Genomic DNA, 21,771 nt, shown 5'->3' with positions numbered 1-21,771 from the left:
TGCTCGATCGAGGCGATGAAGATGGAAACCGCCATCCATGCCGAAATCGACGGGGTGATTGCCGAAGTGCTGGTCAAGCCGGGCGATCAGATCGACGCCAAGGATCTGCTGGTAAGATTTGAATAGCCGGCGGAGTCAGGTCAGCGCCGCCGCCGGTCCGGCAAATATGGCGCGGTCCCGGCCCTGGTGCTTGGCGGCATAAAGCGCCTTGTCGGCGCGCGCATACCAGGATTGCCGGGATTCGCCGGGCAATGCGACGGCGACCCCGAAGCTTGCCGTGATGGTTTGCGCGCTGTCGGGCAGGGCAAAGTCGGTCTGGGCGATGTTGTTCTGCAGCCGGGCGATGAGCTCGCCGGCTTTGCCGTCCTCCTCGGGCAGCAGAATGGCGAACTCCTCGCCACCGATCCGGAAGACGACGTCCGAGCCGCGGACACTGGTGGCCAGCATGGTGCCGAATCTGTGCAGAACCGCGTCGCCCAACGCGTGTCCATAGCCGTCATTGATCTGCTTGAAGTGGTCGATATCGGCAATGATCAGACTGGGTGCCGACGCGCCGGTGCGGCTGAGGAGGCGTTCGGCCAATTGCTCGAAGCCGCGCCGGTTGCGCACGCCGGTGAGCTCATCGATATCGCGTTCGTGCCGCATGTCTTCGATGACATCGGTCAATGCGGCGATCAGCATGGTCAGGGCCAGCGCCGCGCCAAGCACGGCAAGGGACAGTTGCAGGGCCTGCCAGAACATGGACTGACCAAAGCCAGCTGGATCGGCGCCCTGTCGCATGCTTGCCGCGGTCAGCAGGGTGCGCGGGAAGAACTGCACTGAAAAGACGAGCAGGGTCCAGAACAGAACCCGGTCGATCAGGCGGCCATGAACCAGAGACCGCAGCTGGATGGCGGTGAGCAGCAGGATTGCGCCGAAGCCGAAATTCTGCACGTAGATGCGCGCCTGCACGTCCCGGTCGACATAGCAAAAATAGGCGATCAGTCCGCTGGTCAACGCCAGGGTGACAGCAGCGAACCATGGCGCAAGCGCGCCGCCGGATCGCCGCAACAGGCCATGGGAAACCATCAGGACGGCTATGGTGTAGCAGAGATTGCTGACCAGCGCATTGATGGCAAAGTCGGGGGGCAGGTGAAACACCTGCACCACCATGCCAGTGCCGAACATCAGGCAGGCAGTGGCAAGAGCCAGCAGGTAAACCCGTTTGCGGTCGATCAGCCAGGCGCCCACAAACCCCAGGCCAAACACCGATATCGTGCCCGGACCAATCAGATTGAGGACCAGCCGCGGTATTGTTTCGTTCATGGGGATCGTCGATTTTGCAAGGGACTGCCGAACGGTAGTCCTTCTCATCTAACGATATGACATAAAAGCCGCTAAAATCTTATCGGCACAGGTGATTCAGCCTAGAGGCGACGCGCGCGGCCATCGATGGTCGGGCCAGCAGCGTCGCCGCGACGATCATTGCGCTCGCGGTGGTCGGCCTTGGCCTTTACCGGCAGCCGACTGACGATCCAACTGACCATCAGGGGCACCAGGATCAAGTCATCGACCCAGCCCAGCACCGGGATGACATCGGGGATGAGGTCAAACGGATTGAGCAGGTAGAAGGCGGTAAACGCCGTCGCAGCCTTCAGGTAAAACGGCGTTTCGGGGGCAAAGAACGCCTGCCAGAGCAGCACAACTTCCTTGCGAAACAGAACGATGCGGGGGAGGAGCGTTTTGATCATGCAGTATAAATGGGCACGCCCTGGCTTGGTTCAAGGGCACAGGCTCTTCTGACGAACACATTCGACAGACATTGCGCCGTCATCATCATGGGCCTATTTCTGTGCGCGAACGAGTGAGGTGTTTGATGGCTGGTCCGGCGATGCGCAGGCAGGCGGTGGGTGTGAATGTCGGCGGCGTAATGGTGGGCGGCGGCGCCCCCATTGTCGTACAATCGATGACCAATACCGATACCGCCGATATCGAGGCGACAGTACGCCAGGTGATGGCGCTGGCGCGGGCCGGCTCGGAAATCGTCCGTATCACGGTGGATCGCGACGAGGCGGCGGCCGCCGTGCCGATCATCCGCGATCGCCTGGCCGTGCTGGGCTATGACGTGCCGCTGGTGGGGGATTTCCACTATATTGGCCACAAGCTGCTCACCGATCATCCGGCCTGCGCCGAGGCGCTGGCCAAATAACGCATCAATCCGGGCAATGTCGGCTTCAAGGCCAAGCGCGACACGCAGTTTTCGACGCTGATCGAGCTGGCGCTGAAATATGACAAGCCGGTGCGCATCGGGGTGAACTGGGGGTCGCTCGACGAGGAGCTGCTGACACGACTGATGGATGAAAACGCTGCTGCCGGCAGTCCGCTGGGCGCCGCTGCAGTGCAGCGCGAGGCGATCATCCAGTCGGCGCTGCTGAGCGCGCAACGGGCCGAGGAGATCGGTTTGGGGCGCGACAAGATCATCCTCTCCACCAAGGTATCGGACGTGCAGCATCTGATCGCGGTCTATCAGGATCTGGCGGCGCGCTGCGATTATGCGCTGCATCTCGGCCTCACCGAGGCGGGCATGGGCACCAAGGGCGTGGTGGCGTCATCGGCGGCGCTGGGCATCTTGCTGCAGCAGGGCATTGGCGACACCATCCGCATTTCGCTGACCCCCGAGCCGGGTGGTGATCGCACCACCGAGGTCAAGGTGGCGCGCGAATTGCTGCAGACCATGGGCTTCCGCCAGTTCGTGCCGACAGTGGCGGCGTGCCCCGGCTGTGGCCGCACCACCTCGACGACGTTCCAGACGCTGGCCCAGGACATCGAGGAACATCTGTCGCGCTCGATGCCGGAATGGAAAGAACGCTATCCGGGCGTCGAAACGCTGTCGGTGGCGGTGATGGGCTGCATCGTCAACGGGCCGGGTGAGAGCAAGCACGCCAATATCGGCATTTCCCTGCCCGGCACCGGCGAAACCCCGGCCGCGCCGGTGTTTGTCGATGGCCAGAAGGTCGCCACATTGCGCGGCGCCGATGTGGCCGAGCAGTTCAAGCTGATGGTGGCGGACTATATCGAAAAGAAGTTCGGCGCCGGCAAGCGGGACGCGGCGGAGTAGGTTTGCGTGGTGGGGCTGGTTCTCCCGGCCCCGCCGTTCCAATGACCTGCCCGCGACAAAGGTTCGCGCGACTTACGCGACGAACCACATCGCCAGCACGACCACCAGCAATTGGGCCAGGCCCAGGCCGAGCGGGGCCCAGATTTTCAGCTTGTCGCCGGTCTGGGTGCCCACGGCAGCGTCGGCGAGCAGGATGATGCCGGCCAGCGTGCCCAGCCAGATCAATGCGGTGGCGTCGGCGCGGAAGGCGGCCCACAGCACCACCAGCAGCAAGGCCACCGAGCGGGCCAGGCCATAGAGCGCAAATACCCTTGCGGTGGGCGTGGCCTCGCCATCGCGCACGATCAGGCCGGGAAAGAACAGGGCGGCCAGCGAAAAGCCGGTGGTCACGAGGGCGCTGATGACGGTGATGAAAATCAGAATGATCAGCATGGCAGACTCCTAAGCGTTTTCTGCAGAAGTGACTTCACTGTGCGGTTCGAAAACGCGACCAATCAAAAACCTAGAGCGGCGGTTGGCACGCATCGACCCAGCGATTGCCGCACAGTTCGGCGAGCCGGTTGACCGAGACGCGGACCGAGGCATGGGTATCGCCGCCGGCCGGGATCACCAGATCATAAATCTGCAGCGATGTATCGAGCCAGATCGGCAGGGCGGCGGGCAGGCCAAAGGGACAGACGCCGCCGACCTCGTGGCTGGTCAGTTGCGCGACCTCTTCGGCGCCCAGCATGCGCGGGCGGCCACCAAAGGCGGCCTTGGATTTCTGGTTGTCGAGCCGGGCATCGCCGCGCGTCACCAGGAGCAGCACTTCGCCACCGACGCGGATGCACAGGGTCTTGGCGATCTGGCCGGGTTCGACGCCATGCACCAGCGCCGCGGTCTGCACGGTGGCGGTGGAATCGGCGGTGACTTCCACCACGAGCTCAGGGGCGCGGGCGGCGAGATCGGCTTGAACGGACTGCAGGCTCATCGGAATACTCTCAGAACAGGCGGGCGAGGCGGTGTTGATAGTCCTCGCGGGTTTTGTGGTGCAGCGGCGCCTTGAGGGCGCGCCGCATGAAATCGGGGTCGAGTTCGCGCACCCCGTCGAGCGCCATCAGCTCGGCCACGGTGATGCGCTCGCCCGCAAAGGGTTCGTGCCGCACCGGTTCACCGCTATGCACGGTCCCGGGCTTGAGCACCCGGCAATAGGCGCCGGGCCGGCCGGCCTGGTGAAAGCGCTTGGCAAATTTCGGGTCGCCCATGCGGGCAGCCAGGGTCAGGCAGGGGGTGCGGTGCGAGGTGACTTCGAGCACCACCTCATCGATGATGAAGCGGTCGCCAATGGCGACGTTGCGGCCCTCGACGCCGCCAATGGTCAGGTTCTCGCCAAACACCCCGGGGTCGATTTCGGCCCCGAGTGTGGTGGACCACCAGGCATAGTCATCGGCGAAATAGAGATAGACCGCCTGATCCTTGCCGCCGTGATGACGCCGGTCGAGAATGGCGTCGCCGGCGAGACCTTCGCGGGTCAGTTCCACTTCGCCCGCAACGGGGCGCTTGAAGATGCCGGTCTGGGCGGTTTTCTTGCCCGGAATGGGCTCGGCCTGACCGATATTGACGCTGGAAAGGATGGCCAAGGCTCTAGTGCTCCCGACTGGCGAAATAGCGCGCGGTGGCGCGCAATCCGTCGGCCTTGGGGCCGAAGGTGCGCAGGGCTGACAACGCCGTGCTGACGGTTTCGTTCAAGTGCTGGCGGGCCCCCTCAACGCCCAGCGTGGTAACCAGGGTCTGCTTGCCCATCTCGGCATCCTTGCCCGTGGCCTTGCCCATGGCGGCCGCCGAGGCGGTGACGTCCAGAATATCGTCGGCCAGCTGGAAGGCCCGCCCGGCGGCCTCGGCATAGGCGGTCAACACGGCCAGCCCCCTTGCATCGGCGCCACCCAACAGGGCGCCCATGCGCACGCTGGCGCGGATCAGCGCGCCGGTCTTCATGGCCTGCATGGTGGAAATGTCGTCGCCGGAAAAGCCGCCCTGTTCGCCCTCGATGTCGCGCATCTGGCCGCCCACCATGCCACCACCACCGGCGCCGCGGGCCAGTTCGGCGACCAGGGCAATGCGGATGGCCGGATCGGGGTGACAGTCGGGCGCGGCCAGCAGGGCAAAGGCTTCGGTAAGCAAGGCGTCGCCGGCCAGGATGGCGGTGGCCTCGTCAAACGCCTTGTGCACGGTGGGCCGACCGCGGCGCAGATCGTCATCGTCCATGGCCGGCAGATCGTCATGGATCAGCGAATAGCAGTGGACCAGTTCAACGGCGAGCCCGGCGGTCAGCGCCCTGGCGGTAGGTACGGCGAAGATGGCGGCGGCCTGGCGCACCAGCAGGGGGCGCAGGCGCTTGCCACCGGCAAGGCTGCCATGGCGCATGGCAGCGACCAGCCGCTCGGCGGCAGGGCCGGGGCCAGACAGTTTGGCGGTACTGAGCAGATTGCCCAGCGCCACCTCAATCTCGGTAGCGCAATCGCGCATATCGGCAGAAAAATCATACATGATCTGTTGCTAGCCGGTTTGGTGGCGGGGCGGCAAGCCATCGTAGCGGGGCAAGGCGCCACAAGCGCATGCCGATGGGCAAAACCGCACCTTTGTGCCTTCCGTGTACCGGTCGGGATGGCTATGGAAAGGCCATGGCACGACGCAAACTCACCGGCATCTGGGCGCTGTTGCGCAATCTGGGCATGGCGCTGGCCCTCGTCATGGCCGTGCCCGCAGTGCTCACCCCGCTCTATCTGGTGGTGAATCCTGTCTCGGTACCCATGCTGTCGCGCCTGCTCACCGGCCGGCCGATGGAGCGGCAATGGCGGTCTATCGACGACATTTCCGACCGGCTCAAGGCGGCGGTGGTGCTGTCGGAAGACGGGCAGTTCTGCCGCCATTGGGGGGTTGATGTGGCAGCGCTGCGCGATGAGGTGGCCCGTTTCATGGCGGGCGAGGATGCGCGCGGCGCCTCCACCATCACCATGCAGGTGGCGCGCAATCTGTTCCTGTGGAATGGGCAAAGTGTGTTGCGCAAGGCGCTCGAGGTGCCGCTGGCGGTCTATATCGATCTGGTGCTGCCGAAAAAACGCATCATGGAGATCTACCTCAACATTGCCGAATGGGGCCCCGAGGGCCAGTTCGGCATTGCGGCGGGGGCTGAGCGGGCCTTTGGCATTGAACCACAAGATCTGGACTGGCGCACCGCAACGCTGCTGGTCACCGCGCTGCCCAATCCCATGCTGCGTCAGCCGGGGCGGCCCTCGGCGGGCATGGTGCGGATTGCCGGGATCATCGCGCGCCGGGTACAGGACTACGGAGAGCGGGCCAATTGCGTCGGCAGGAATGGCCAGCTGGCGCTCTAGCCTGGCGGCTTTGGGCGGTGCTGGATTTGTTGGCCAGAGTCAGCATCAAGCCTCTAGCCAAGGGCTCGGAGTTCCTCTATAGAGCCCAGCAACCCCATCAGAGATAAGTCTCTGGGCCGCTCTGGCGGCGCAACGATATTGAATTCGGAGTACCGATCATGGCAGTGCCAAAACGCAAGACCTCGCCGATGAAGCGCGGCTTCCGCCGTTCGCATGACGCTCTGTCCGCCCCCACCTATGTCGAAGACAAGGATTCGGGCGAGCTGCGTCGCCCGCATCACGTCGACCTCAAGTCCGGCATGTATCGCGGTCGTCAAGTTTTTGAAGTCAAGAAGTAGTAGTTCTTGAGTCTGGCAGCGCGATGCGCTCCCTTCTGATATGCCAACGGTCGACCCTCTGACGGGGTCGGCCGTTTTTCTTTGCCTTGCCGCGGTTCGGCGCGGCCCCAATTCCCGGAGATTGCCATGACGATGCGCGTTGAATCGGACACCATGGGCACCATCAATGTGCCCGCCGACAAATATTATGGCGCCCAGACCGCGCGCAGCCTGGCCAATTTCGACATTGGCGGCGAAAAGATGCCGCGCGAGATCATCACCGCCTTCGGCGTTCTGAAAAAGGCCGCGGCGCTGGCCAATCACAAGCTGGGCCTGCTTGATGAGACCACGCGCGACCTGATCGTCGCGGCGGCCGATGAAGTGATTGCCGGCAAGCTGGCAGCGCATTTCCCGCTGGTGGTGTGGCAGACCGGCTCGGGCACCCAGTCCAACATGAACGTCAACGAGGTGATCTCCAATCGCGGCATCGAACTGGCCGGCGGCACCATGGGCTCGAAAACGCCCGTGCACCCCAATGACCACGTCAATATGAGCCAGTCGTCCAACGATACCTATCCCACCGCCATGCACATTGCGGCGGTCGAGGCCATTGAAGGCTATCTGTTCAAGCGCGTCATGCTGCTGCGCGACACGCTGGCGGCCAAGGCGGAAGCCTATATGGACGTGGTCAAGATCGGCCGCACCCATTTGCAGGATGCGACGCCGTTGACGCTGGGCCAGGAGATTTCCGGCTGGGTGGCGCAGATCGACTATGCACTGGCCAATATCAAGGCGACGCTGCCCCAGCTCAAGGAACTGGCGCTGGGTGGAACAGCGGTCGGCACCGGGCTCAATGCCCATCCCGATTACGCCGTTGCGGTGGCCGAGGAGATCGCCACGCTGACCGGGCGTGATTTCGTGACCGGTCCCAACAAGTTCGCGCTGCTGGCCGGCCACGATGCCTTTGTGGGCTCTTCGGGGGCGCTCAAGCAGCTTGCCGTCGCCTTCATGAAGATTGCCAATGACGTGCGCTGGCTGGCCTCCGGCCCGCGTTCGGGGCTGGGCGAGCTGACCATTCCGGAGAACGAGCCGGGCAGCTCGATCATGCCGGGCAAGGTCAATCCGACCCAGTCGGAAGCCATGACCATGGTGGCGGCCCAGGTGATGGGCAATGATGCGGCGATCGGCTTTGCCGCCAGTCAGGGCAATTTTGAGCTCAACGTGTTCAAGCCGGTGATTGCCTATAATTTCCTGCAGTCGGTGCGGCTGCTGGCCGATGCGGCCCAGTCATTCAACGACCATTGCGCGGTCGGCATCGAGCCCGATCGCGCGCGCATTCAGGAACTGGTCGACAAGTCGCTGATGCTGGTGACCGCGCTCAACCGGCGCATCGGCTATGACAATGCCGCCAAGATCGCCAAGACGGCGCACCGGAACGGTACGACGCTGCGCGAAGAAGCCATCGCACTGGGCCTGCTCAGCGGCGAAGAATTCGACGCTGAAGTGAAGCCCGAACAAATGGTCGGTCCCCTCAAACTGAAGTCGTAACCGCTTGTCGTTCGTCCTCTCTCCCTGGGGGGCGAGGGGACGACCGGCCCGGGCCACTCAGGGGAGCGGGCAGGGCGGGCCCGCGTTGGTTTTGCTTCACGGCGTCACCTGGCTCTGCCATGCTGACGTCCGCAACCCGAGGCCCTTGCCATGACCGAAACCGTGATCATGCCCACCCATCGCTCGCCACGCCGCAATGGGCGGTTCGTGCCGCCGCTGCTGGTGGTGCCCTTTGTGCTCTACAATGTGGTGGCCTTCCTGTTCTATGCCGGCGCGCCGCTCGGCTGGGGCCAGGGCCTGTTCACCATCCCCATGGTGTCGGGCACGCCCTGGGCGATCACTGCCGGCGATTTCCTGTTGGTCATCGGCATCATCATGCTGTTTTTCGAAGTGTTGAAAGCCACCAATAGCGGGCGCAATTCCATCACCGAGCACATGCTCTCCATGGTGCTGTTCGTGGCATTTCTGATCGAATTCCTGCTGGTAGGGGCCGCCGCGAGTTCGGTGTTCTTCCTGCTCATGGTGATGGCGCTGATCGATGTGGTCGCCGGGTTTACGGTGTCAATCACCAGCGCACACCGCGATGTCACGATGAACTAGCGGGCCGGTGCGCTGGCGCTATTGCAGGCTGAAGGGCGGATAGTCATCGGTGGCGAGCAGGAAGGCATAGGCCCAGACCCGCACCGCCCAGCGCCCGACACCGACGACGAAGTCGAACATGCCGCGCGGATAGCTGCCGGTCAGCAGGATGGCGAACCAGGCAATGATGGTCACCAGCACGACTGCTGCGCCGAGCACGAGCAAGACGATGTAGTGGGGCAGGGCGAGCAGCCATTTGACCAGCGGCAGCCAGCGGTTGAGATCATGTTCGGCGTCAGGATAGGCGACGTCGAGGTGGACCGACTGTGCCTCGGTGGTGGACGGGTAGCGGTCCGTCAGCAGCAGCAAGTAGCTGGCCACGCGCGCGCCGAAGCGGCCCAGCTCCAGGGCGAAATCGAACCACCAGCGTGGATAGCGTTGCCGGAACAGGAGCATCAGCAGCGTGGCCGCGAACAGGCCAGCGGTGATGCCGCCGGCGCTGGATTCGACCACCCGGCCCGCTTCTGTGACGTAACGGCTGTTGCCGGCACCCGATAGCAGCCCGAGAATGATCAGGATGGGAATGGCCCAGATCGGCCGAAAGAAGGTGGACAGCCGATCCATCTTGCCAGGATAGTCGATGTCCAGGCGGACCGCGCGGGGAGCGGGAGAAGCCACGTCAACCATTTCAGCCCTCATATGTCAGGTGAACTAGCTTACCCTAGCAGGGCCGCGACGCCGGCACTTGACGCAGATCAAGCGCCCATGCGGGCTTGCTGTTGGTGCGCAGACCGGGAATTGACACCGTCAAGCCATCACGCTCTTGCGAAACCCCGCCGGCATGCGCTTGACGGCGACCTTGGCGCCGTCGGCATAGGCGCCGATGGCGCCTTCGCTGCTGCCACGGCGGCGCAGGCGCTGGGCGGGCAGGTTGGCGCGGGCGGCCAGCAGCTGGCTGACAAAGGCGGCCCCGGTCTGGCTGCGCGCCAGCGAGGGACGGGGGGTGGCCGGCTGCGTGGTCACGGGAAGGCCGGGCTGGGGTGTTTCACTACTGGCCATATTCGCCTCGTTTGTCTCGAAACGGGCCAGGCTGTCTCAAACTGAGACACATTATCTGGCCCACTATCCCTTTAAGAGCAATCGGTGTGCCAGATGGTAACGCTTTGTTAAGCAATTACGACGGTAAAACGCGGCATAGTTAACATCAAAGTGAGGTGATCGGCGTCCGGCTGGGGTCGCGCACTAGAAAACCGGCGCCCGCAAGGCGCCGATTGAACCTGACCAATGCTGCTTTGGGGCTGGGGCTAGAAGTTGTCCTTGCCCTTGCGGATGGCGGCAAACACCTCGGCCGGATCGGCGCCCGCAAGGCCATAGTGGCGGGCCAGAGCCGGGTCATCGGCGCGCAGGAATGGATTGGCCGCCTTGTCCTGACCCAGCGCGAAGGGAATCGTGGGTCGTCCGGCGGCCCGCAATTGGGCCACCTCGGCGGCGCGCTGCTGCAGCGCGGCATTGTCGGGATCAATCGACAGCGCGAATTTGGCGTTGCTGGCGGTATATTCGTGGCCGCAATAGACCAGCGTGTCGTCGGGTAGGGCGCGCAACACCTTGAGCGCTTCCCACATGGGCCCTGGCGTGCCCTCGAACATGCGGCCGACGCCGAGCGAGAACAACGCATCGGCGCTGAACAGATGCTTGCCGACCGGCTCGTGGAATACGATGTGGCCCAGCGTGTGGCCGGGCGTGTCGTAAACATCGAAGCTGGTTTCGCCCAGCGTTACCGTGTCGCCGCCGCCCACCAGGACATCTAGGTCGGCAATCTTGTCGGCTTCGGCGCGTGGCCCCACCACGCGGGCGCCAAACTCGGCCTTGAGCTCGGGAATGGCCTCAACATGGTCGATATGGTGGTGGGTGACGAAGATGTCGCTCAGATCCCAGCCGCGCTGCAGCAGGGCATTGCGGATGGCGGCGGCATCGGGGGCGTCAATCGCTGCCGTGCGCCCGGTAGCGGTATCGTGCACCAGATAGCCGAAGTTATCGTCGCGCGCGCCAAACACATCCACAATCACCGTCACAACCATCACTCCGCATCATCACCATTGCCTGCAAGCTAGGGAGAGCGAGACGAGATAACAACCAGCGATTAGACAAGTTGGGCCGAAACCGGCAGAGTTGTGATCATGACCGCTGACGTTCAACGCCTGATTGGCTTTTATCGCTCGCCGCTGGGCCGGATCGCGCGGGCGCTGGTGCGCGAGCAGGTGGTTGCGCTGGCCCATGATGTGCAGGGCAAGCGTGTGCTGGGGCTGGGCTTTGCCACCCCCTATCTGCGCTTCACGCTCGATCAGGCTGAACGGGTACTGGCCTTCATGCCCTCGCGGCAGGGGGCCTCGGCCTGGCCGCGCGAGGGGCCGTCGCACACGGTGCTGTGCGATCCGCTGGAAATGCCGCTGACCGACGCGGCGATCGATCTGACCATCGCCATTCACGCCATCGAGCATGTGGCCGATGCCGAGGAGCTGATGCGCGAATTGTGGCGGATCACCGCGCCCAATGGCGATCTGATTCTGGTGGTGCCGCGACGGCGGGGCATCTGGGCCCAGCGCGACAATACCCCGTTCGGGCAGGGCAGCCCCTATTCGGGTGGCCAGCTCGACAAGCTGCTGCGCGAGCATGGCTTTGTGCCGGTGTCCTGGCGCGCCGGGCTGTTCGTGCCGCCGTTCCAGAGTTCGTTCGTGCTCAAATCCACCCGGCTGTTCGAGCGGCTGGGGCGGGTGTTTGGCCCGGCCATGAGCGGGGTGATCTGTGTGCGCGCCCGCAAGCAGGCGTTTCCGGCCATTCCGCGTCGCCAGCGCGAGGAGCGATTCGTCCGGGTGCCGGGCATGAGTGCAGCGACCGCGCGGCAGGGGTGAGGCCTGTACCATTTCGGCACGTTTGGCGGCTGCGGCGCGCGCGCCTGTTCATGCCTGCACCAAAGCGGGAACGAACCAAGGTCGAATCAGGTCTGGGGTCAAAATCCGGCTTTGTTCACTACTGTATCTGGGGGTGTGGGTCAGGGCGCGGCACTAGCGGCGCGATGTGGCCACGGGGGCAGGCAAAATCACGCAGATGACGTTCATCTTGATGAGCAAAGCATGAAGATTGGTCCGATCGGCGCAAAGCTTGCGATGATCCTGCCGGCGCCCCGCCCTGATTGTGACAGCGCGTTAACAGTTCGGGCCCCGCTATCGGGGGCCCGCAAGCTGCATCTTAGCAATAAAGCGATTGACCGTCCCGAAGCGGGACGCGGCGCTAGAAGCGCATGCCGGTCAGGACCATGGACAGATCGCCCATATTGGTGCCCAGCAGTACCCGATAGGGGATGAAATAGCCGGTGGGGCCGAGCGGGGCATACCAGATGATGATGCGGTCGCTATCGGCGAGATAATTGGTGATTTCGGATGTGGTGAAATGGCCCGATACGGGGATGTAGTCGAGCGAGCACAGTACCACCGGGCCCTGATAGCCGGTGCGGGGGGAGGTCGCCTCGTCGGTGCCGGCAAAGGCCATCGCCAGGTTGAAGCGTTCAACGCCGGTGAAGATGCCGACCTTGCGCGCGCACAGGCTGGCGTCCAACGAGCCGCCCTTGAACACAAAGGCCGACAGAAAATCGCTGACACCGCTCAGATGGCTGCGTTCGAGCGGCACGCGGTCATAATTGTCGATGATGGGCGGCTCGACCTTGAAGGTGCCGACATCGCCACCGGCAAAGGTGACGGCGACATCGAAACTGTCACCACGGGCGCGGGTTTGCAGACTGAAGGCACGGGCGGCGAGCTTGCCCCCGCGCGAGACGCCCGAGGCGCTGGCCTTGGCGGTGCCGCTGGCGACAATGGCGCCCATGCCCGCAACATTGGCGGACAGGTCCAGACTATAGCTGGTGTCGTCATCCCTGAGATCGACATCCATGCTGGCGATATTGATGCCGCCCAGGGTCAGGATATAGCTGGCTCGGGCCTCGACCGGGGCCGCGCTGGCGGGCAGGCTGGCGAACAGGGCGAGTGCGGCAAAGGCGGCGAAACGGAGCTGGGTCAAGGTCGGGCGTCTCTGCAATGGGCGGCGCGAATCGGACTAAGGTCTGAAAGTGCCGTCTGCAATGGTCCGGCGCAAGCCGCTCGCGCTGGATTGAGCTGGCGTTTGTCTTGACGGGGCCGCCCATATTCTCTAAAGAGCCCTCAGATTTCAGGACAGCTAGGCCCGTTGCGGGGCTCGATCCCCGCATGAGAGGCCTTTTGCAACAGGATACATGACCATGGCACGGCGCTGTGAACTTACTGGCAAGGGCGTTATGGTTGGCAACAACGTTTCGCACGCTCTCAATCGCACTCGTCGCCGGTTCCTTCCGAACCTGGTGAAAGTGACGCTGATGTCGGAAGCGTTGAACCGCTCCGTCAAGCTGCGCATCAGTGCGTACGCCCTGCGTTCGGTTGAACACCGCGGCGGGCTGGATGCCTTCCTGCTCAAGCAGAACGACGACACGCTGTCGACGCTGGCTCAGGGCATCAAGAAGGAAGTTCGCGCAGCTCTGGCTGCCTGAGCGACCTGTCCCGGTGACGAATTGACCGCGTGGGGTTAAGCTCCGCGCGGTTTTGTTTTGTGCCAATCTCGGCACATCCCGCCCTGGTCTACTGCCAGTGAGCGGCTCATAGAGGTGCATTCTGATGCTTGCTCGCTTTTGGGTGGCCATTGCCGCCATGGTCGTTGTTGTCGCGGCCTCCAATTTCCTGGTCCAGTTCCCCGTCGATTTCCAGCTTGGCTCCATCCATCTGGGAGACATTCTCACCTGGGGGGCCTTTACCTATCCAATCGCCTTTCTGGTCACCGACCTGACCAATCGCAGCTTTGGCCCGGCGCGGGCCCGGCAGGCGGTGCTGGCCGGTTTTGCGGTTGCGGTGCTGATCTCGATCTATCTGGCGACGCCGCGCATCGCCATTGCCTCGGGCACGGCGTTCCTGACGGCGCAATTGCTCGACATCACCATATTCAACCGCCTGCGCACCAGTGCGTGGTGGAAGGCCCCGGTGGTGTCATCGCTGTTCGGCTCGGCAATGGATACGGTGATCTTCTTTTCGCTGGCCTTTGCCGCGCCGTTCGGCGTACTCGACACCCTGTTTGGCCGCGAGGATGGTTCACTGGCATTTCCGGCCCCGCTACTGGGCGTGGGTCCCGAGGTCGAGTTGTGGGTGTCACTGGGCCTGGGCGACTTCACCGTGAAGCTGGTGCTCGCCGTGTTGCTGCTGGTGCCCTACAAGACGCTGCGGGACCGGCTGGCCGGCCGCGACGCTTTGGCAGTCTGAACTTGCCGCGGGGCGGCTGAGCTCGATCAGTCGCCTTCGCCGGGCTTTTCCGAGAAGTATTTTTCAAACTTGCCCGTCTCGCCGTCCCGCTCCTTGGCCTCGGGCATGGGATCGCGCCGTTCGGTGAGATTGGGCCAGATCGAGGCGTATTTGGTGTTGATCTCCAGCCAGTGGTCGAGCCCGCTTTCGGTGTCAGGGCTGATGGCCTCGGCCGGGCACTCGGGTTCGCACACGCCGCAGTCGATACACTCGTCCGGATGGATCACCAGCATGTTCTCGCCTTCGTAGAAGCAGTCCACGGGACAGACTTCAACGCAGTCGGTGTATTTGCAGACGATGCAATTGTCGGTGACGATGTAGGTCATCCAGGGGCAATCCCGCATAGAAGCCGGCGCGCCAGGCGGCGCAACCGGAGTGATCTCAACAGTCCGGTGCTAAACTCTTTTCAGGTGGGCTGCAAGGTCAGCCGGAGGCAGGGTTTGGCGCGAATCCGTCCATCCGCGGAACCATTTGCCACAGCTCAGTCGGACCCGTCCTGCAGGCGGTCCGTGTCGCGTCGCTGCTTTTTGGTGGGACGGCCGGTGCCCGCATCGCGCGGGGCGATGGCAGCCTCATAGGGCGATTGTTCGGCCTTGGGCAGGGCGGGCGGCGACAGATCCTCATACAGCCCCTGCGCTTCGGTGGCGGGGCCGCGACGGCTGCCCGGGGCGACGATGCGCCAGACCACAATGCGATTGTGCAGCGCCATGGTCAGCACATCGCCGGCACCGATTTTGAAATCGCTGCGATCGGTGCGCTCGGAATTGACCCGAACGGCACCGGATTCGATGAATTTCTGCGCCAGGGTGCGCGACTTTATGGCGCGCGCAAAGAACAGGAACCTGTCGAGCCGCTCCTTGCGGGCGGCGGGCTCGACAGGCCCCGGCAAGTGCTAGTTCACCTTGCTGTCGCGCAGGGCAGCAAGCTTGGCGAAGGGGCTATCGGGATCAAAGACCTTGTCGCGCTTTTCTTCACGCGGCTGCTGGAACTTGGCGCGTTCGCCCTTCTGGCTGTCCGGCCGGCGATTCTCATTGCGCGGCCGGCCTTCCGGCCTGGCCTTGGGATTGAGGTGCTGCGCCTTGGTCAGATCCTGCACTTCCCCTTCAGGGCGGCGCGGGGCCTGCGAACGGTTGGGGCGCTGCCGCGGCTCGCCCTCGGGCCGGCGGCGGCTTTCATGCCGCTTGGCCTCGGGACGCTTGCCGCTGGGCGACCAGATTTCGTCGAACTCGGGTTCGGCCGGTGGGGTCGGGGCGGTTTCGCCAGCCAGTGCCTCGGTCTCTGGCGCAGCCTCGACAATGGTGGTGGCCGGAATGGCTGCGTCCTGGGCCGGCGTCGCCTCGTCCGCCAGCGCTGTGGTTGGCGCTTCCTCAGCAGCGTCGGTGGTGACGGGGTTTTCGGCCAGGGTTTCCTCGAGCGCGGGCGCTTCGGCACTGGCTTCGGCCGGCGTGACGGGCGCGGCGATTTTTGGCGTGCGTTTGACGCGATAGCCAAGCGAATTGAGGATCGAGGCAAAGTCTTCGCCCGAGCAGCCCAGCAGCGAGGTCATTTCCACGGTGACGCGGAAGCCATTGCCTTCGGCCGCCCCGGCGGGCACTTCGCCCTGGTGGCGGGTTGGATCGAGGGCGATCAAGGGGCGGATGATGTCGGCCAGGCGTTCGAGAATGTCGACCCGCACGGCGCGCTTGCCAGCGACCTTGAAGCCGGCGATCTCGTAAAGCCGGGTGTCGACTTCGGGATCAACGAGAAAGCTGGTGCGACCCGACAGCACGATATGGGGAATATCGGTGACGCCGGGCTGGCGAATGCCGCCATTCTTCAGCGCGAACAGAATCAGCGCCAGTTCGCGCGGGGCGGGCTTGAGCGAAAGCGGCAGGTAGATGTGATAGGCGCCAAACTTGATGCCTAGCTTGCGCATCTTGCCGCGGACGTCCTGGTCGAGGTTCTTTACCTCATCGGCGACCTGGCTGCGCGGGATCAGCCCGAGATGCTCGAACAGCTGAAAGGCAATGCCGCGCGCGGTACCGTCAAGATCTGCCGGCGCTTCGAGCGCCATGACGGATTCGAGAATGGTGTTGACGTGGTGGCGCAGCCACAGGTTCAGGCGATGCTGCACCCGTTCAAGATCGGTTCCGGTCAGCGTCTCATCGGCCAGAATCAGCAGGCGCGGCCGATACAGCGTATCGCCCTCGACCAGTTCGGCGACGATATCGCCTTTCCAGCGCATGCGACCATCGGTGGCCAGCACAAGTTCTTCATTGGGCGCGCCAGCCAGGCGATCGGCCCGGTGGTGGATTTCGGGCGCCACAACCTGATCGGCGGCGGACCGCAGATTCTTGATGTCGGCGTCGCCATCGTTGCGGGCCAGGGTGAAGCGGAAGCCTTCGAGCGTGCCGATGAGATGGCCTTCCAGCCGTACTTCGCCGCGCTCATTGATCTCGGGAGATGCCATACGTTTGTCTTTCAGGTGACGAAGCAACACGCTGGTGCGCCGGTCGACGAAGCGTTGAGTTAGTCGCTCGTGCAGCGCGTCACTCAGTCGGTCCTCAATGTCTCGGGTCTTTTCGCGCCAATGTGAAGGGTCTGCAAGCCAGTTTTTGCGGTTGGCGACGAAGGTCCATGTGCGAATCTGCTTGATCCGGTTGCTCAAGGTGTCGATGTCGCCGCTCGCATTGTCGCAAAAGCGGACCTGCTCGGCAATCCAATCCGCGTCAACCTTCGCATGCTTGACTAAGTCGGAGTAAATACGGGTGACGATTTCGCCGTGATTGGCCGGTGAAATGCCCTGATAGTCAGGGATTTGGCAACATTCCCAGAGCAAACGGGCGCCATCGAGGCCACGCGCCAGTTTGCCGGCCTCATTGCGGGCGACGAATTCGAGGGCGCGCTGATCGGTGGCAATGGGAACGCGGGTCAGATTGCGGTCCTGGGCAGTGGCTTCGAGACTGTTGAGCAGGGCCGGGATGGATGAATAATCCAGCCGATTGTTGCGCCATTGCAGCACTTTGATGGGCGCAAAGTCGTGCGATTCGAGCGCCACGACCATTTCTTCGTCGAATCCTTCGGTGCCGGCGGTAACGCCAAAGGTGCCATTGCGGGCGTGGCGACCGGCCCGGCCGGCGATCTGACCAAGTTCGGCGGGGGTCAGTGGACGGCTGGTGCGGCCATCAAACTTGCTGTCGTCGGCGAAGGCGACATGGTGGATATCGAGATTGAGCCCCATGCCGATGGCATCGGTGGCGACGAGAAAATCGACATCGCCATTCTGATAGAGCTCGACCTGGGCATTGCGCGTGCGCGGGCTGAGCGCCCCCATCACCACGGCCGCGCCACCGCGTTCGCGGCGGATCAGTTCGGCAATGGCGTAAACCTGACGGCTCGAAAAGGCGACAATGGCCGAACGGGCCGGCTGGCGCGAAATCTTGCGGGAGCCCGAATAGGTGAGCTGGCTGAAGCGCGGCCGGTCGATGATCTCGGCATCGGGCAACAGCCTGCGGATCAGCGGCGCCATGGTGGCGGCACCCAGCAGCAGGGTTTCGTGCCTGCCGCGCGCATGCAGGATGCGGTCGGTAAACACATGGCCACGATCAAAGTCGGTCGCGGTCTGGATTTCGTCGATGGCCAGGCAATCGACGCGAATATCGGTGGGCATGGCCTCCACGGTACAGACCCAGTAGCGCGGCTTGGCGGGGACGATGCGTTCCTCGCCGGTGATCAGCGCGACAGCCTGTTCGCCCACCCGCTCGACGCAGCGCTGATAGACTTCGCGGGCCAGCAAACGCAAAGGCAGGCCGATCATCCCGGTGGGATGGGCCAGCATGCGTTCAATGGCAAAATAGGTCTTGCCGGTATTGGTGGGGCCAAGGATTGCCTTGACCGACTGGGCGGGCGGGAAACTCATTTCGAGCCAATGTAGGTGGTCCGTGCGACAGTTGCGAGTGGCACGATGGGCTGTGCCAACAAAGGACAGCCAGTGCGACGTTTTTGTCATCGGGCTTAAGGGATGGAACAAGGCGCGAACGAAACGGCACCGAATCGGTGCGAATCACAAAATCCTGTTTTGTTCACCGCTAGGGGTGGTGGGTAGCTGGCGGCGATAGCCACAAGAGCTGTCGGGTGCGGTGTCCTCGTTGGCCAGAACGGCTCGGGCCGCTTCAGCTTGCCTAACAGGGGATGAATTGTGTGGCTTTGGCGTCGTTTTGTTAGCAAAGCGTTAATCGCTGCGGCAGCGATTTTTCTGGCCCGTTCTTGCCTGGCAGCCCGGCCCGGCTGGCTTGGCGCCGGACAAATTCACGATAAGCCGATTGACCGTCCTGTTCCAGGACAGAACGCAAGGCGATGGCAATTGGAGGCGGGCACGGCCCGAACGTGAGAAGCGCTTTGCCAAGACCGAGCAGTTTGACTATGGTCCGCGCGGTTTTTCCACCCAGAACTGGCATCATGGCAGACGATATTCGCCCCCTTCCGCAGCCTGGTATTCTCGATATTGCGGCCTATGTGCCCGGCAAGGCCGGCGCGGCGGGCAGCCATGCCGTCAAGCTTTCGGCCAATGAAAGCCCGCTGGGGGCCAGCCCCAAGGCAGTCGCCGCCTTTCGCGCGGCGTCTGAGCATCTGGAAATCTATCCCGAAGGCTCATCGAACCTGCTGCGGACGGCGCTGTCCGACGTACATGGCGTGGCCGCCGAGCGGATCGTGTGCGGCAATGGTTCTGGTGACCTGCTGCACCTGCTCGCGCAGTGCTATCTGGGCGAAGGCGATGAGGCGGTGATGAACCGCTATGGTTTTTCGGTGTATCCGATCATCACCAAGGCGGCCGGTGCGTCGATCGTCATGGTCGAGGAGACCGACTACACGGCCGATGTCGATCTGTTGCTGGCGGCGGTGACGCCCAAAACCAAAATTGTCTGGCTGGCCAATCCGAACAATCCCACCGGCACCTATCTCAGCGATGCCGAAGTGCGGCGGCTGCATGCCGGCCTGCGCCCGGATATTCTGCTGGTGATCGATAGCGCCTATGCGGAATATGTTACGGCTGCCGACTATTCGGTGGGCCTCGATCTTGCGACCCAGGCCAGCAATGTGGTGATGGTGCGGACGCTGTCGAAAATGGGTCTGGCGGCGGCCCGGGTTGGCTGGATGGTGGGACCCGCCGCAGTGATTGATGCCATCAACCGCATTCGCGGACCGTTCAATGTCAATCTGCCCGGGCAGTTGGCAGGGGCGGCAGCGGTGCGCGACACGGAATTCACCGCCCGCCTCAAGGCGCACAATGCGCAGTGGCGGGACTGGATCACCCAGGAGCTGGATTCCAACCACATGCATGTCGTGCCCAGCCAGGGCAATTTCGTCATGGTGCTGTTCCCCGATTCCGAACATGCCCAACTGGCCTTCGACACGCTGATGGAGCGGGGGCTGGTGGTCCGTGAAATCGGCAATTCCTATGGCATCCCGCACGGCCTGCGCATTTCCATCGGCTCCGAACAGGCGATGCGCGGCGTCGTTGGCATCCTCAAGGCATTGGTTCAAATCGCATGAGTGCACAGTTTCGCAAGCTCGCTCTGATCGGCATTGGCCTGATCGGTTCCTCAATTGCCCTGGCCGCGCGGCGACAGGGCCTGGTCGAGGTGATTGCCATTGCCACGCGCCAGCAGGGCACGCTGGACGAGGCGCGCGAACTGGGGCTGGGCGATATCTATACCCTTGATGCCGCCGAAGCGGTACGGGGCGCCGATCTGGTGATCTTGTGTACGCCGGTTGGGGCCTATGAGAGCGTCATCAAGGCAATTGCGCCGGCGCTGCAGCCGGGCGCCATTGTCTCCGATGTGGGCTCGGTCAAAGGTCATGTGGTCAAGGCGCTGGCGCCGCATATTCCGGCCGGGGTAAGTCTGATTCCAGGCCACCCGATTGCCGGCACCGAGCATTCGGGGCCGTCGGCGGGCTTTGCCGAATTGTTTGCCGGGCGCTGGTGCGTGTTGACGCCGGGTCCCGAGGTCGATCCCGCCCTGACCGCGAAGTTGAGCGCCTTCTGGCGGGCCATGGGCAGCCAGGTCGAAATCATGGAGGCCGACCACCATGACATGGTGCTGGCCATCACCAGTCACATTCCCCATCTGGTGGCCTACAATATCGTGGGCACGGTGGCGGATCTGGAAGCGGCGACCCAGTCGGAGGTGATCAAGTTCTCTGCGTCAGGTTTCCGCGATTTTACCCGCATCGCAGCGTCAGATCCGGTGATGTGGCGCGACGTGTTCCTGACCAATCGCGAGGCGGTGCTGGAAATGCTGGGCCGGTTCTCCGAGGATTTGTCGGTGTTGCAGCGCGCCGTGCGTACCGGTGACGGCCCAGCGCTGGAGGCGATGTTTACCCGGACCCGGGAAATTCGCCGCTCGATCATTTCGGCCGGGCAGGAAACCGCCGCGCCCGATTTCGGCCGGCCGCACGAATCGCCGCCGATCCCGGACGTGCCATTTATCCGCGAACATGGTGGCGGCGACGACGCCTAATAGAGCGGACCGATGGCGGCGATCGGCACCAGTCCTGAAAACACCCCACCGGCGCGGAAGTTGAGCTGGTTGGCATAACTGCCGTCGGTGGCGGGCGTGCCGAGCACCAGAGTGCGCCAGGGCTCTTCCAGCAGCGGCCCTATGCGTTCGGCCACGCCGGTCGAGCTGATGCTGATCTGGCCATCGAGCTGCCCCTGCGGGTCGAGCATCAGGGCGCCGCTGGCGTCCAGTGTCGCGCTGGCATCGGTGCCGCGGATCGCCACCAGCCTGAGCTGGCCATCGGCCGCCTGCAGTCTGGGCAAGAGATCGGGCTCACCCCAATTGCGCACATCGTCGGGTAGGCCGGAGAGTTCCACCTGCAGTTCGGCATTGGTGTCGCTCAGGGTCAGGCCGGGATAGGCCAGATCGCTGGCCAGCAGATAGCCGGCCAGTGCGGTGGTGCGGCGTGCAGCGTCGTGCTGTTCGGGGATATCGAACAAATGCAGTTCGGCCAGGGGAGCCTGGGCGATCAGGCTTTCACCCACCAGCGTGTCGGACCAGATGATATCCCTGGCCGATACCGAGGCGCGGGCGATCCGCCAATCGGCAAGACGCAGGCTGGCTTCCAGCCCTGACCAACTCAGCTGATTGCGCGAGCCGGTGAACGTGTCGGTGAGCTGGAGTGGGCCCAGCGCCGAGGCCAGCACATGGGTGGGCGCATAGATGCGCACACTGGCGCGCAGGCCGCGCAGGGCGACGATCGAATCACCGCTGACCAGACGCGCCTGGTCGCAATCGACGTCAAAGCGGAACGGGAAGCCGCCGACGGTCAGCGTGCCGCAGCTGATCTGGGGCGCGGTAGTGCCGTCGGCTTGCGCCTGAGCGGTGATCTGCTGCTTGACCAGCCCGGCCAGTACGAACCAGGCCAGGCTCCACAGGGCGAGGACGGCCAGCACAAAACTGCCCAGAATAATGATTCGTTTCTTCATGGCTGGCATTCTTAGC

Annotated in this window: 24 protein-coding genes and 1 pseudogene; 11 read left to right on the top strand and 14 right to left on the bottom strand. The window is 63.6% G+C overall.

The window, feature by feature from the left end:
• On the top strand, positions 1 to 126 hold a 126-nt coding region (locus tag Q8O80_RS21495; protein ID WP_371136078.1), incomplete at its 5' end, for a biotin/lipoyl-containing protein.
• Positions 127 to 135: 9 nt separating this feature from the next.
• On the opposite strand, the gene Q8O80_RS02350 is transcribed toward Q8O80_RS21495, so the two are convergent.
• Together Q8O80_RS02350 and Q8O80_RS02345 are read right to left on the bottom strand one after the other, a co-directional pair.
• Entirely contained in the window at positions 136 to 1,305 is a 1,170-nt protein-coding gene (locus Q8O80_RS02350; RefSeq protein ID WP_305576514.1) for a GGDEF domain-containing protein, read from the bottom strand.
• A 101-nt stretch (positions 1,306 to 1,406) separates the two neighbouring features.
• Positions 1,407 to 1,730: a YkvA family protein gene (locus Q8O80_RS02345; protein WP_305576513.1), complete on the bottom strand. Its 324-nt coding sequence runs from the start codon at positions 1,728 to 1,730 to the stop codon at positions 1,407 to 1,409.
• A gap of 125 nt (positions 1,731 to 1,855) precedes the next feature.
• On the opposite strand from Q8O80_RS02345, the pseudogene ispG reads away from it, so the two are divergent.
• A pseudogene (gene ispG / locus Q8O80_RS02340) lies at positions 1,856 to 3,097 on the top strand (flavodoxin-dependent (E)-4-hydroxy-3-methylbut-2-enyl-diphosphate synthase).
• 72 nt (positions 3,098 to 3,169) lie between these two features.
• Here ispG and Q8O80_RS02335 read toward each other — a convergent pair.
• The 4 genes from Q8O80_RS02335 to Q8O80_RS02320 form a co-directional block, all read right to left on the bottom strand.
• Entirely contained in the window at positions 3,170 to 3,529 is a 360-nt protein-coding gene (locus Q8O80_RS02335) for a hypothetical protein (RefSeq protein WP_305576511.1), read from the bottom strand.
• Positions 3,530 to 3,599: 70 nt separating this feature from the next.
• Entirely contained in the window at positions 3,600 to 4,067 is a 468-nt protein-coding gene (locus tag Q8O80_RS02330; RefSeq protein ID WP_305576508.1) for a YbaK/EbsC family protein, read from the bottom strand.
• 10 nt (positions 4,068 to 4,077) lie between these two features.
• Positions 4,078 to 4,716, bottom strand: a complete 639-nt coding sequence (locus tag Q8O80_RS02325) for an MOSC domain-containing protein (RefSeq protein WP_305576506.1) — start codon at positions 4,714 to 4,716, stop codon at positions 4,078 to 4,080.
• Positions 4,717 to 4,720: 4 nt separating this feature from the next.
• Positions 4,721 to 5,623, bottom strand: a complete 903-nt coding sequence (locus Q8O80_RS02320) for a polyprenyl synthetase family protein (RefSeq protein ID WP_305576504.1) — start codon at positions 5,621 to 5,623, stop codon at positions 4,721 to 4,723.
• A gap of 134 nt (positions 5,624 to 5,757) precedes the next feature.
• Here Q8O80_RS02320 and Q8O80_RS02315 point away from each other — a divergent pair, with 134 nt between their 5' ends.
• The 4 genes from Q8O80_RS02315 (at position 5,758) to Q8O80_RS02300 (ending at position 8,936) form a co-directional block, all read left to right on the top strand.
• The gene (locus Q8O80_RS02315) at positions 5,758 to 6,471 is read left to right on the top strand and encodes a transglycosylase domain-containing protein (RefSeq protein ID WP_305576502.1); all 714 of its coding nucleotides are present in this window, start codon (positions 5,758 to 5,760) and stop codon (positions 6,469 to 6,471) included.
• Between the two features lie 158 nt (positions 6,472 to 6,629).
• Entirely contained in the window at positions 6,630 to 6,809 is a 180-nt protein-coding gene (gene rpmF / locus Q8O80_RS02310) for a 50S ribosomal protein L32 (RefSeq protein WP_305576500.1), read from the top strand.
• Between the two features lie 126 nt (positions 6,810 to 6,935).
• Complete coding sequence (gene fumC / locus Q8O80_RS02305) at positions 6,936 to 8,336, top strand: class II fumarate hydratase (RefSeq protein ID WP_305576498.1); 1,401 nt, start codon at positions 6,936 to 6,938, stop codon at positions 8,334 to 8,336.
• A 150-nt stretch (positions 8,337 to 8,486) separates the two neighbouring features.
• Complete coding sequence (locus Q8O80_RS02300) at positions 8,487 to 8,936, top strand: hypothetical protein (RefSeq protein ID WP_305576496.1); 450 nt, start codon at positions 8,487 to 8,489, stop codon at positions 8,934 to 8,936.
• Between the two features lie 18 nt (positions 8,937 to 8,954).
• Here Q8O80_RS02300 and Q8O80_RS02295 read toward each other — a convergent pair whose 3' ends face one another.
• The 3 genes from Q8O80_RS02295 to gloB form a co-directional block, all read right to left on the bottom strand.
• On the bottom strand, positions 8,955 to 9,602 hold the full coding sequence (locus tag Q8O80_RS02295) for a DUF4389 domain-containing protein (RefSeq protein WP_305576494.1): 648 nt from the start codon (positions 9,600 to 9,602) through the stop codon (positions 8,955 to 8,957).
• Positions 9,603 to 9,722: 120 nt separating this feature from the next.
• A complete protein-coding gene (locus Q8O80_RS02290; protein ID WP_305576492.1) occupies positions 9,723 to 9,974 on the bottom strand; it encodes a hypothetical protein in 252 nt (83 codons plus the stop codon).
• A gap of 245 nt (positions 9,975 to 10,219) precedes the next feature.
• On the bottom strand, positions 10,220 to 10,993 hold the full coding sequence (gloB, locus tag Q8O80_RS02285; protein WP_305576490.1) for a hydroxyacylglutathione hydrolase: 774 nt from the start codon (positions 10,991 to 10,993) through the stop codon (positions 10,220 to 10,222).
• Between the two features lie 99 nt (positions 10,994 to 11,092).
• Here gloB and Q8O80_RS02280 point away from each other — a divergent pair, with 99 nt between their 5' ends.
• Positions 11,093 to 11,824: a class I SAM-dependent methyltransferase gene (locus Q8O80_RS02280; RefSeq protein ID WP_305576488.1), complete on the top strand. Its 732-nt coding sequence runs from the start codon at positions 11,093 to 11,095 to the stop codon at positions 11,822 to 11,824.
• A 379-nt stretch (positions 11,825 to 12,203) separates the two neighbouring features.
• Here Q8O80_RS02280 and Q8O80_RS02275 read toward each other — a convergent pair whose 3' ends face one another.
• Positions 12,204 to 12,986 (bottom strand): DUF3108 domain-containing protein, encoded by a 783-nt coding sequence (locus Q8O80_RS02275; protein WP_305576486.1) that lies wholly within the window; start codon positions 12,984 to 12,986, stop codon positions 12,204 to 12,206.
• A 217-nt stretch (positions 12,987 to 13,203) separates the two neighbouring features.
• Here Q8O80_RS02275 and rpmB point away from each other — a divergent pair, with 217 nt between their 5' ends.
• Together rpmB and Q8O80_RS02265 are read left to right on the top strand one after the other, a co-directional pair.
• Positions 13,204 to 13,488 carry a 50S ribosomal protein L28 gene (rpmB, locus tag Q8O80_RS02270; RefSeq protein WP_305576484.1) on the top strand — a complete coding sequence of 95 codons (285 nt, stop codon included), beginning with the start codon at positions 13,204 to 13,206 and terminating at the stop codon, positions 13,486 to 13,488.
• A gap of 124 nt (positions 13,489 to 13,612) precedes the next feature.
• A complete protein-coding gene (locus tag Q8O80_RS02265; RefSeq protein WP_305576482.1) occupies positions 13,613 to 14,248 on the top strand; it encodes a VUT family protein in 636 nt (211 codons plus the stop codon).
• Between the two features lie 26 nt (positions 14,249 to 14,274).
• Here Q8O80_RS02265 and fdxA read toward each other — a convergent pair whose 3' ends face one another.
• From fdxA to Q8O80_RS02250, 3 genes are all read right to left on the bottom strand, one after another.
• Positions 14,275 to 14,613, bottom strand: a complete 339-nt coding sequence (fdxA, locus tag Q8O80_RS02260; RefSeq protein ID WP_305576480.1) for a ferredoxin FdxA — start codon at positions 14,611 to 14,613, stop codon at positions 14,275 to 14,277.
• Between the two features lie 155 nt (positions 14,614 to 14,768).
• The gene (locus Q8O80_RS02255) at positions 14,769 to 15,176 is read right to left on the bottom strand and encodes an RNA-binding S4 domain-containing protein (RefSeq protein ID WP_305576478.1); all 408 of its coding nucleotides are present in this window, start codon (positions 15,174 to 15,176) and stop codon (positions 14,769 to 14,771) included.
• Between the two features lie 3 nt (positions 15,177 to 15,179).
• Positions 15,180 to 18,185, bottom strand: a complete 3,006-nt coding sequence (locus tag Q8O80_RS02250) for a helicase-related protein (RefSeq protein ID WP_305576476.1) — start codon at positions 18,183 to 18,185, stop codon at positions 15,180 to 15,182.
• A 539-nt stretch (positions 18,186 to 18,724) separates the two neighbouring features.
• Between Q8O80_RS02250 and Q8O80_RS02245 the strand changes: the two genes are divergently transcribed.
• Complete coding sequence (locus Q8O80_RS02245; RefSeq protein WP_305576474.1) at positions 18,725 to 19,819, top strand: histidinol-phosphate transaminase; 1,095 nt, start codon at positions 18,725 to 18,727, stop codon at positions 19,817 to 19,819.
• The gene (locus Q8O80_RS02240; protein WP_305576472.1) at positions 19,816 to 20,787 is read left to right on the top strand and encodes a prephenate/arogenate dehydrogenase family protein; all 972 of its coding nucleotides are present in this window, start codon (positions 19,816 to 19,818) and stop codon (positions 20,785 to 20,787) included. The genes Q8O80_RS02245 and Q8O80_RS02240 overlap by 4 nt, the downstream gene beginning before the upstream one ends.
• On the opposite strand, the gene Q8O80_RS02235 is transcribed toward Q8O80_RS02240, so the two are convergent.
• Positions 20,784 to 21,755 (bottom strand): DUF2125 domain-containing protein, encoded by a 972-nt coding sequence (locus Q8O80_RS02235; RefSeq protein WP_305576470.1) that lies wholly within the window; start codon positions 21,753 to 21,755, stop codon positions 20,784 to 20,786. The two genes, Q8O80_RS02240 and Q8O80_RS02235, sit on opposite strands and share 4 nt — an antisense overlap.
• Between the last annotated feature and the right edge of the window lie 16 nt (positions 21,756 to 21,771).

The organism is Devosia sp. (genome assembly GCF_030689745.1).
In the GTDB taxonomy this organism is placed as follows: Bacteria; Pseudomonadota; Alphaproteobacteria; order Rhizobiales; family Devosiaceae; genus Devosia; species Devosia alba.
The sequence above is the reverse complement of the archived record's forward strand: the minus strand, read 5'-3'. Positions and strand labels throughout refer to the sequence as shown.

What these genes read in the sequence shown, in the direction of transcription:
- Q8O80_RS02280 (WP_305576488.1), top strand. Translation starts at nt 11,093, where the DNA reads ATGACCGCTGACGTTCAACGCCTGATTGGCTTTTATCGCTCGCCGCTG.
- Q8O80_RS02240 (WP_305576472.1), top strand. Translation starts at nt 19,816, where the DNA reads ATGAGTGCACAGTTTCGCAAGCTCGCTCTGATCGGCATTGGCCTGATC.
- gloB (WP_305576490.1), bottom strand. Translation starts at nt 10,993, where the DNA reads ATGGTTGTGACGGTGATTGTGGATGTGTTTGGCGCGCGCGACGATAAC.
- Q8O80_RS02330 (WP_305576508.1), bottom strand. Translation starts at nt 4,067, where the DNA reads ATGAGCCTGCAGTCCGTTCAAGCCGATCTCGCCGCCCGCGCCCCTGAG.
- Q8O80_RS02335 (WP_305576511.1), bottom strand. Translation starts at nt 3,529, where the DNA reads ATGCTGATCATTCTGATTTTCATCACCGTCATCAGCGCCCTCGTGACC.
- Q8O80_RS02320 (WP_305576504.1), bottom strand. Translation starts at nt 5,623, where the DNA reads ATGTATGATTTTTCTGCCGATATGCGCGATTGCGCTACCGAGATTGAG.
- Q8O80_RS02345 (WP_305576513.1), bottom strand. Translation starts at nt 1,730, where the DNA reads ATGATCAAAACGCTCCTCCCCCGCATCGTTCTGTTTCGCAAGGAAGTT.
- Q8O80_RS02250 (WP_305576476.1), bottom strand. Translation starts at nt 18,185, where the DNA reads ATGAGTTTCCCGCCCGCCCAGTCGGTCAAGGCAATCCTTGGCCCCACC.
- Q8O80_RS02245 (WP_305576474.1), top strand. Translation starts at nt 18,725, where the DNA reads ATGGCAGACGATATTCGCCCCCTTCCGCAGCCTGGTATTCTCGATATT.
- Q8O80_RS02300 (WP_305576496.1), top strand. Translation starts at nt 8,487, where the DNA reads ATGACCGAAACCGTGATCATGCCCACCCATCGCTCGCCACGCCGCAAT.
- rpmF (WP_305576500.1), top strand. Translation starts at nt 6,630, where the DNA reads ATGGCAGTGCCAAAACGCAAGACCTCGCCGATGAAGCGCGGCTTCCGC.
- Q8O80_RS02235 (WP_305576470.1), bottom strand. Translation starts at nt 21,755, where the DNA reads ATGAAGAAACGAATCATTATTCTGGGCAGTTTTGTGCTGGCCGTCCTC.
- fdxA (WP_305576480.1), bottom strand. Translation starts at nt 14,613, where the DNA reads ATGACCTACATCGTCACCGACAATTGCATCGTCTGCAAATACACCGAC.
- Q8O80_RS02350 (WP_305576514.1), bottom strand. Translation starts at nt 1,305, where the DNA reads ATGAACGAAACAATACCGCGGCTGGTCCTCAATCTGATTGGTCCGGGC.
- Q8O80_RS02290 (WP_305576492.1), bottom strand. Translation starts at nt 9,974, where the DNA reads ATGGCCAGTAGTGAAACACCCCAGCCCGGCCTTCCCGTGACCACGCAG.
- Q8O80_RS02315 (WP_305576502.1), top strand. Translation starts at nt 5,758, where the DNA reads ATGGCACGACGCAAACTCACCGGCATCTGGGCGCTGTTGCGCAATCTG.
- rpmB (WP_305576484.1), top strand. Translation starts at nt 13,204, where the DNA reads ATGGCACGGCGCTGTGAACTTACTGGCAAGGGCGTTATGGTTGGCAAC.
- Q8O80_RS02295 (WP_305576494.1), bottom strand. Translation starts at nt 9,602, where the DNA reads ATGGTTGACGTGGCTTCTCCCGCTCCCCGCGCGGTCCGCCTGGACATC.
- fumC (WP_305576498.1), top strand. Translation starts at nt 6,936, where the DNA reads ATGACGATGCGCGTTGAATCGGACACCATGGGCACCATCAATGTGCCC.
- Q8O80_RS02265 (WP_305576482.1), top strand. Translation starts at nt 13,613, where the DNA reads ATGCTTGCTCGCTTTTGGGTGGCCATTGCCGCCATGGTCGTTGTTGTC.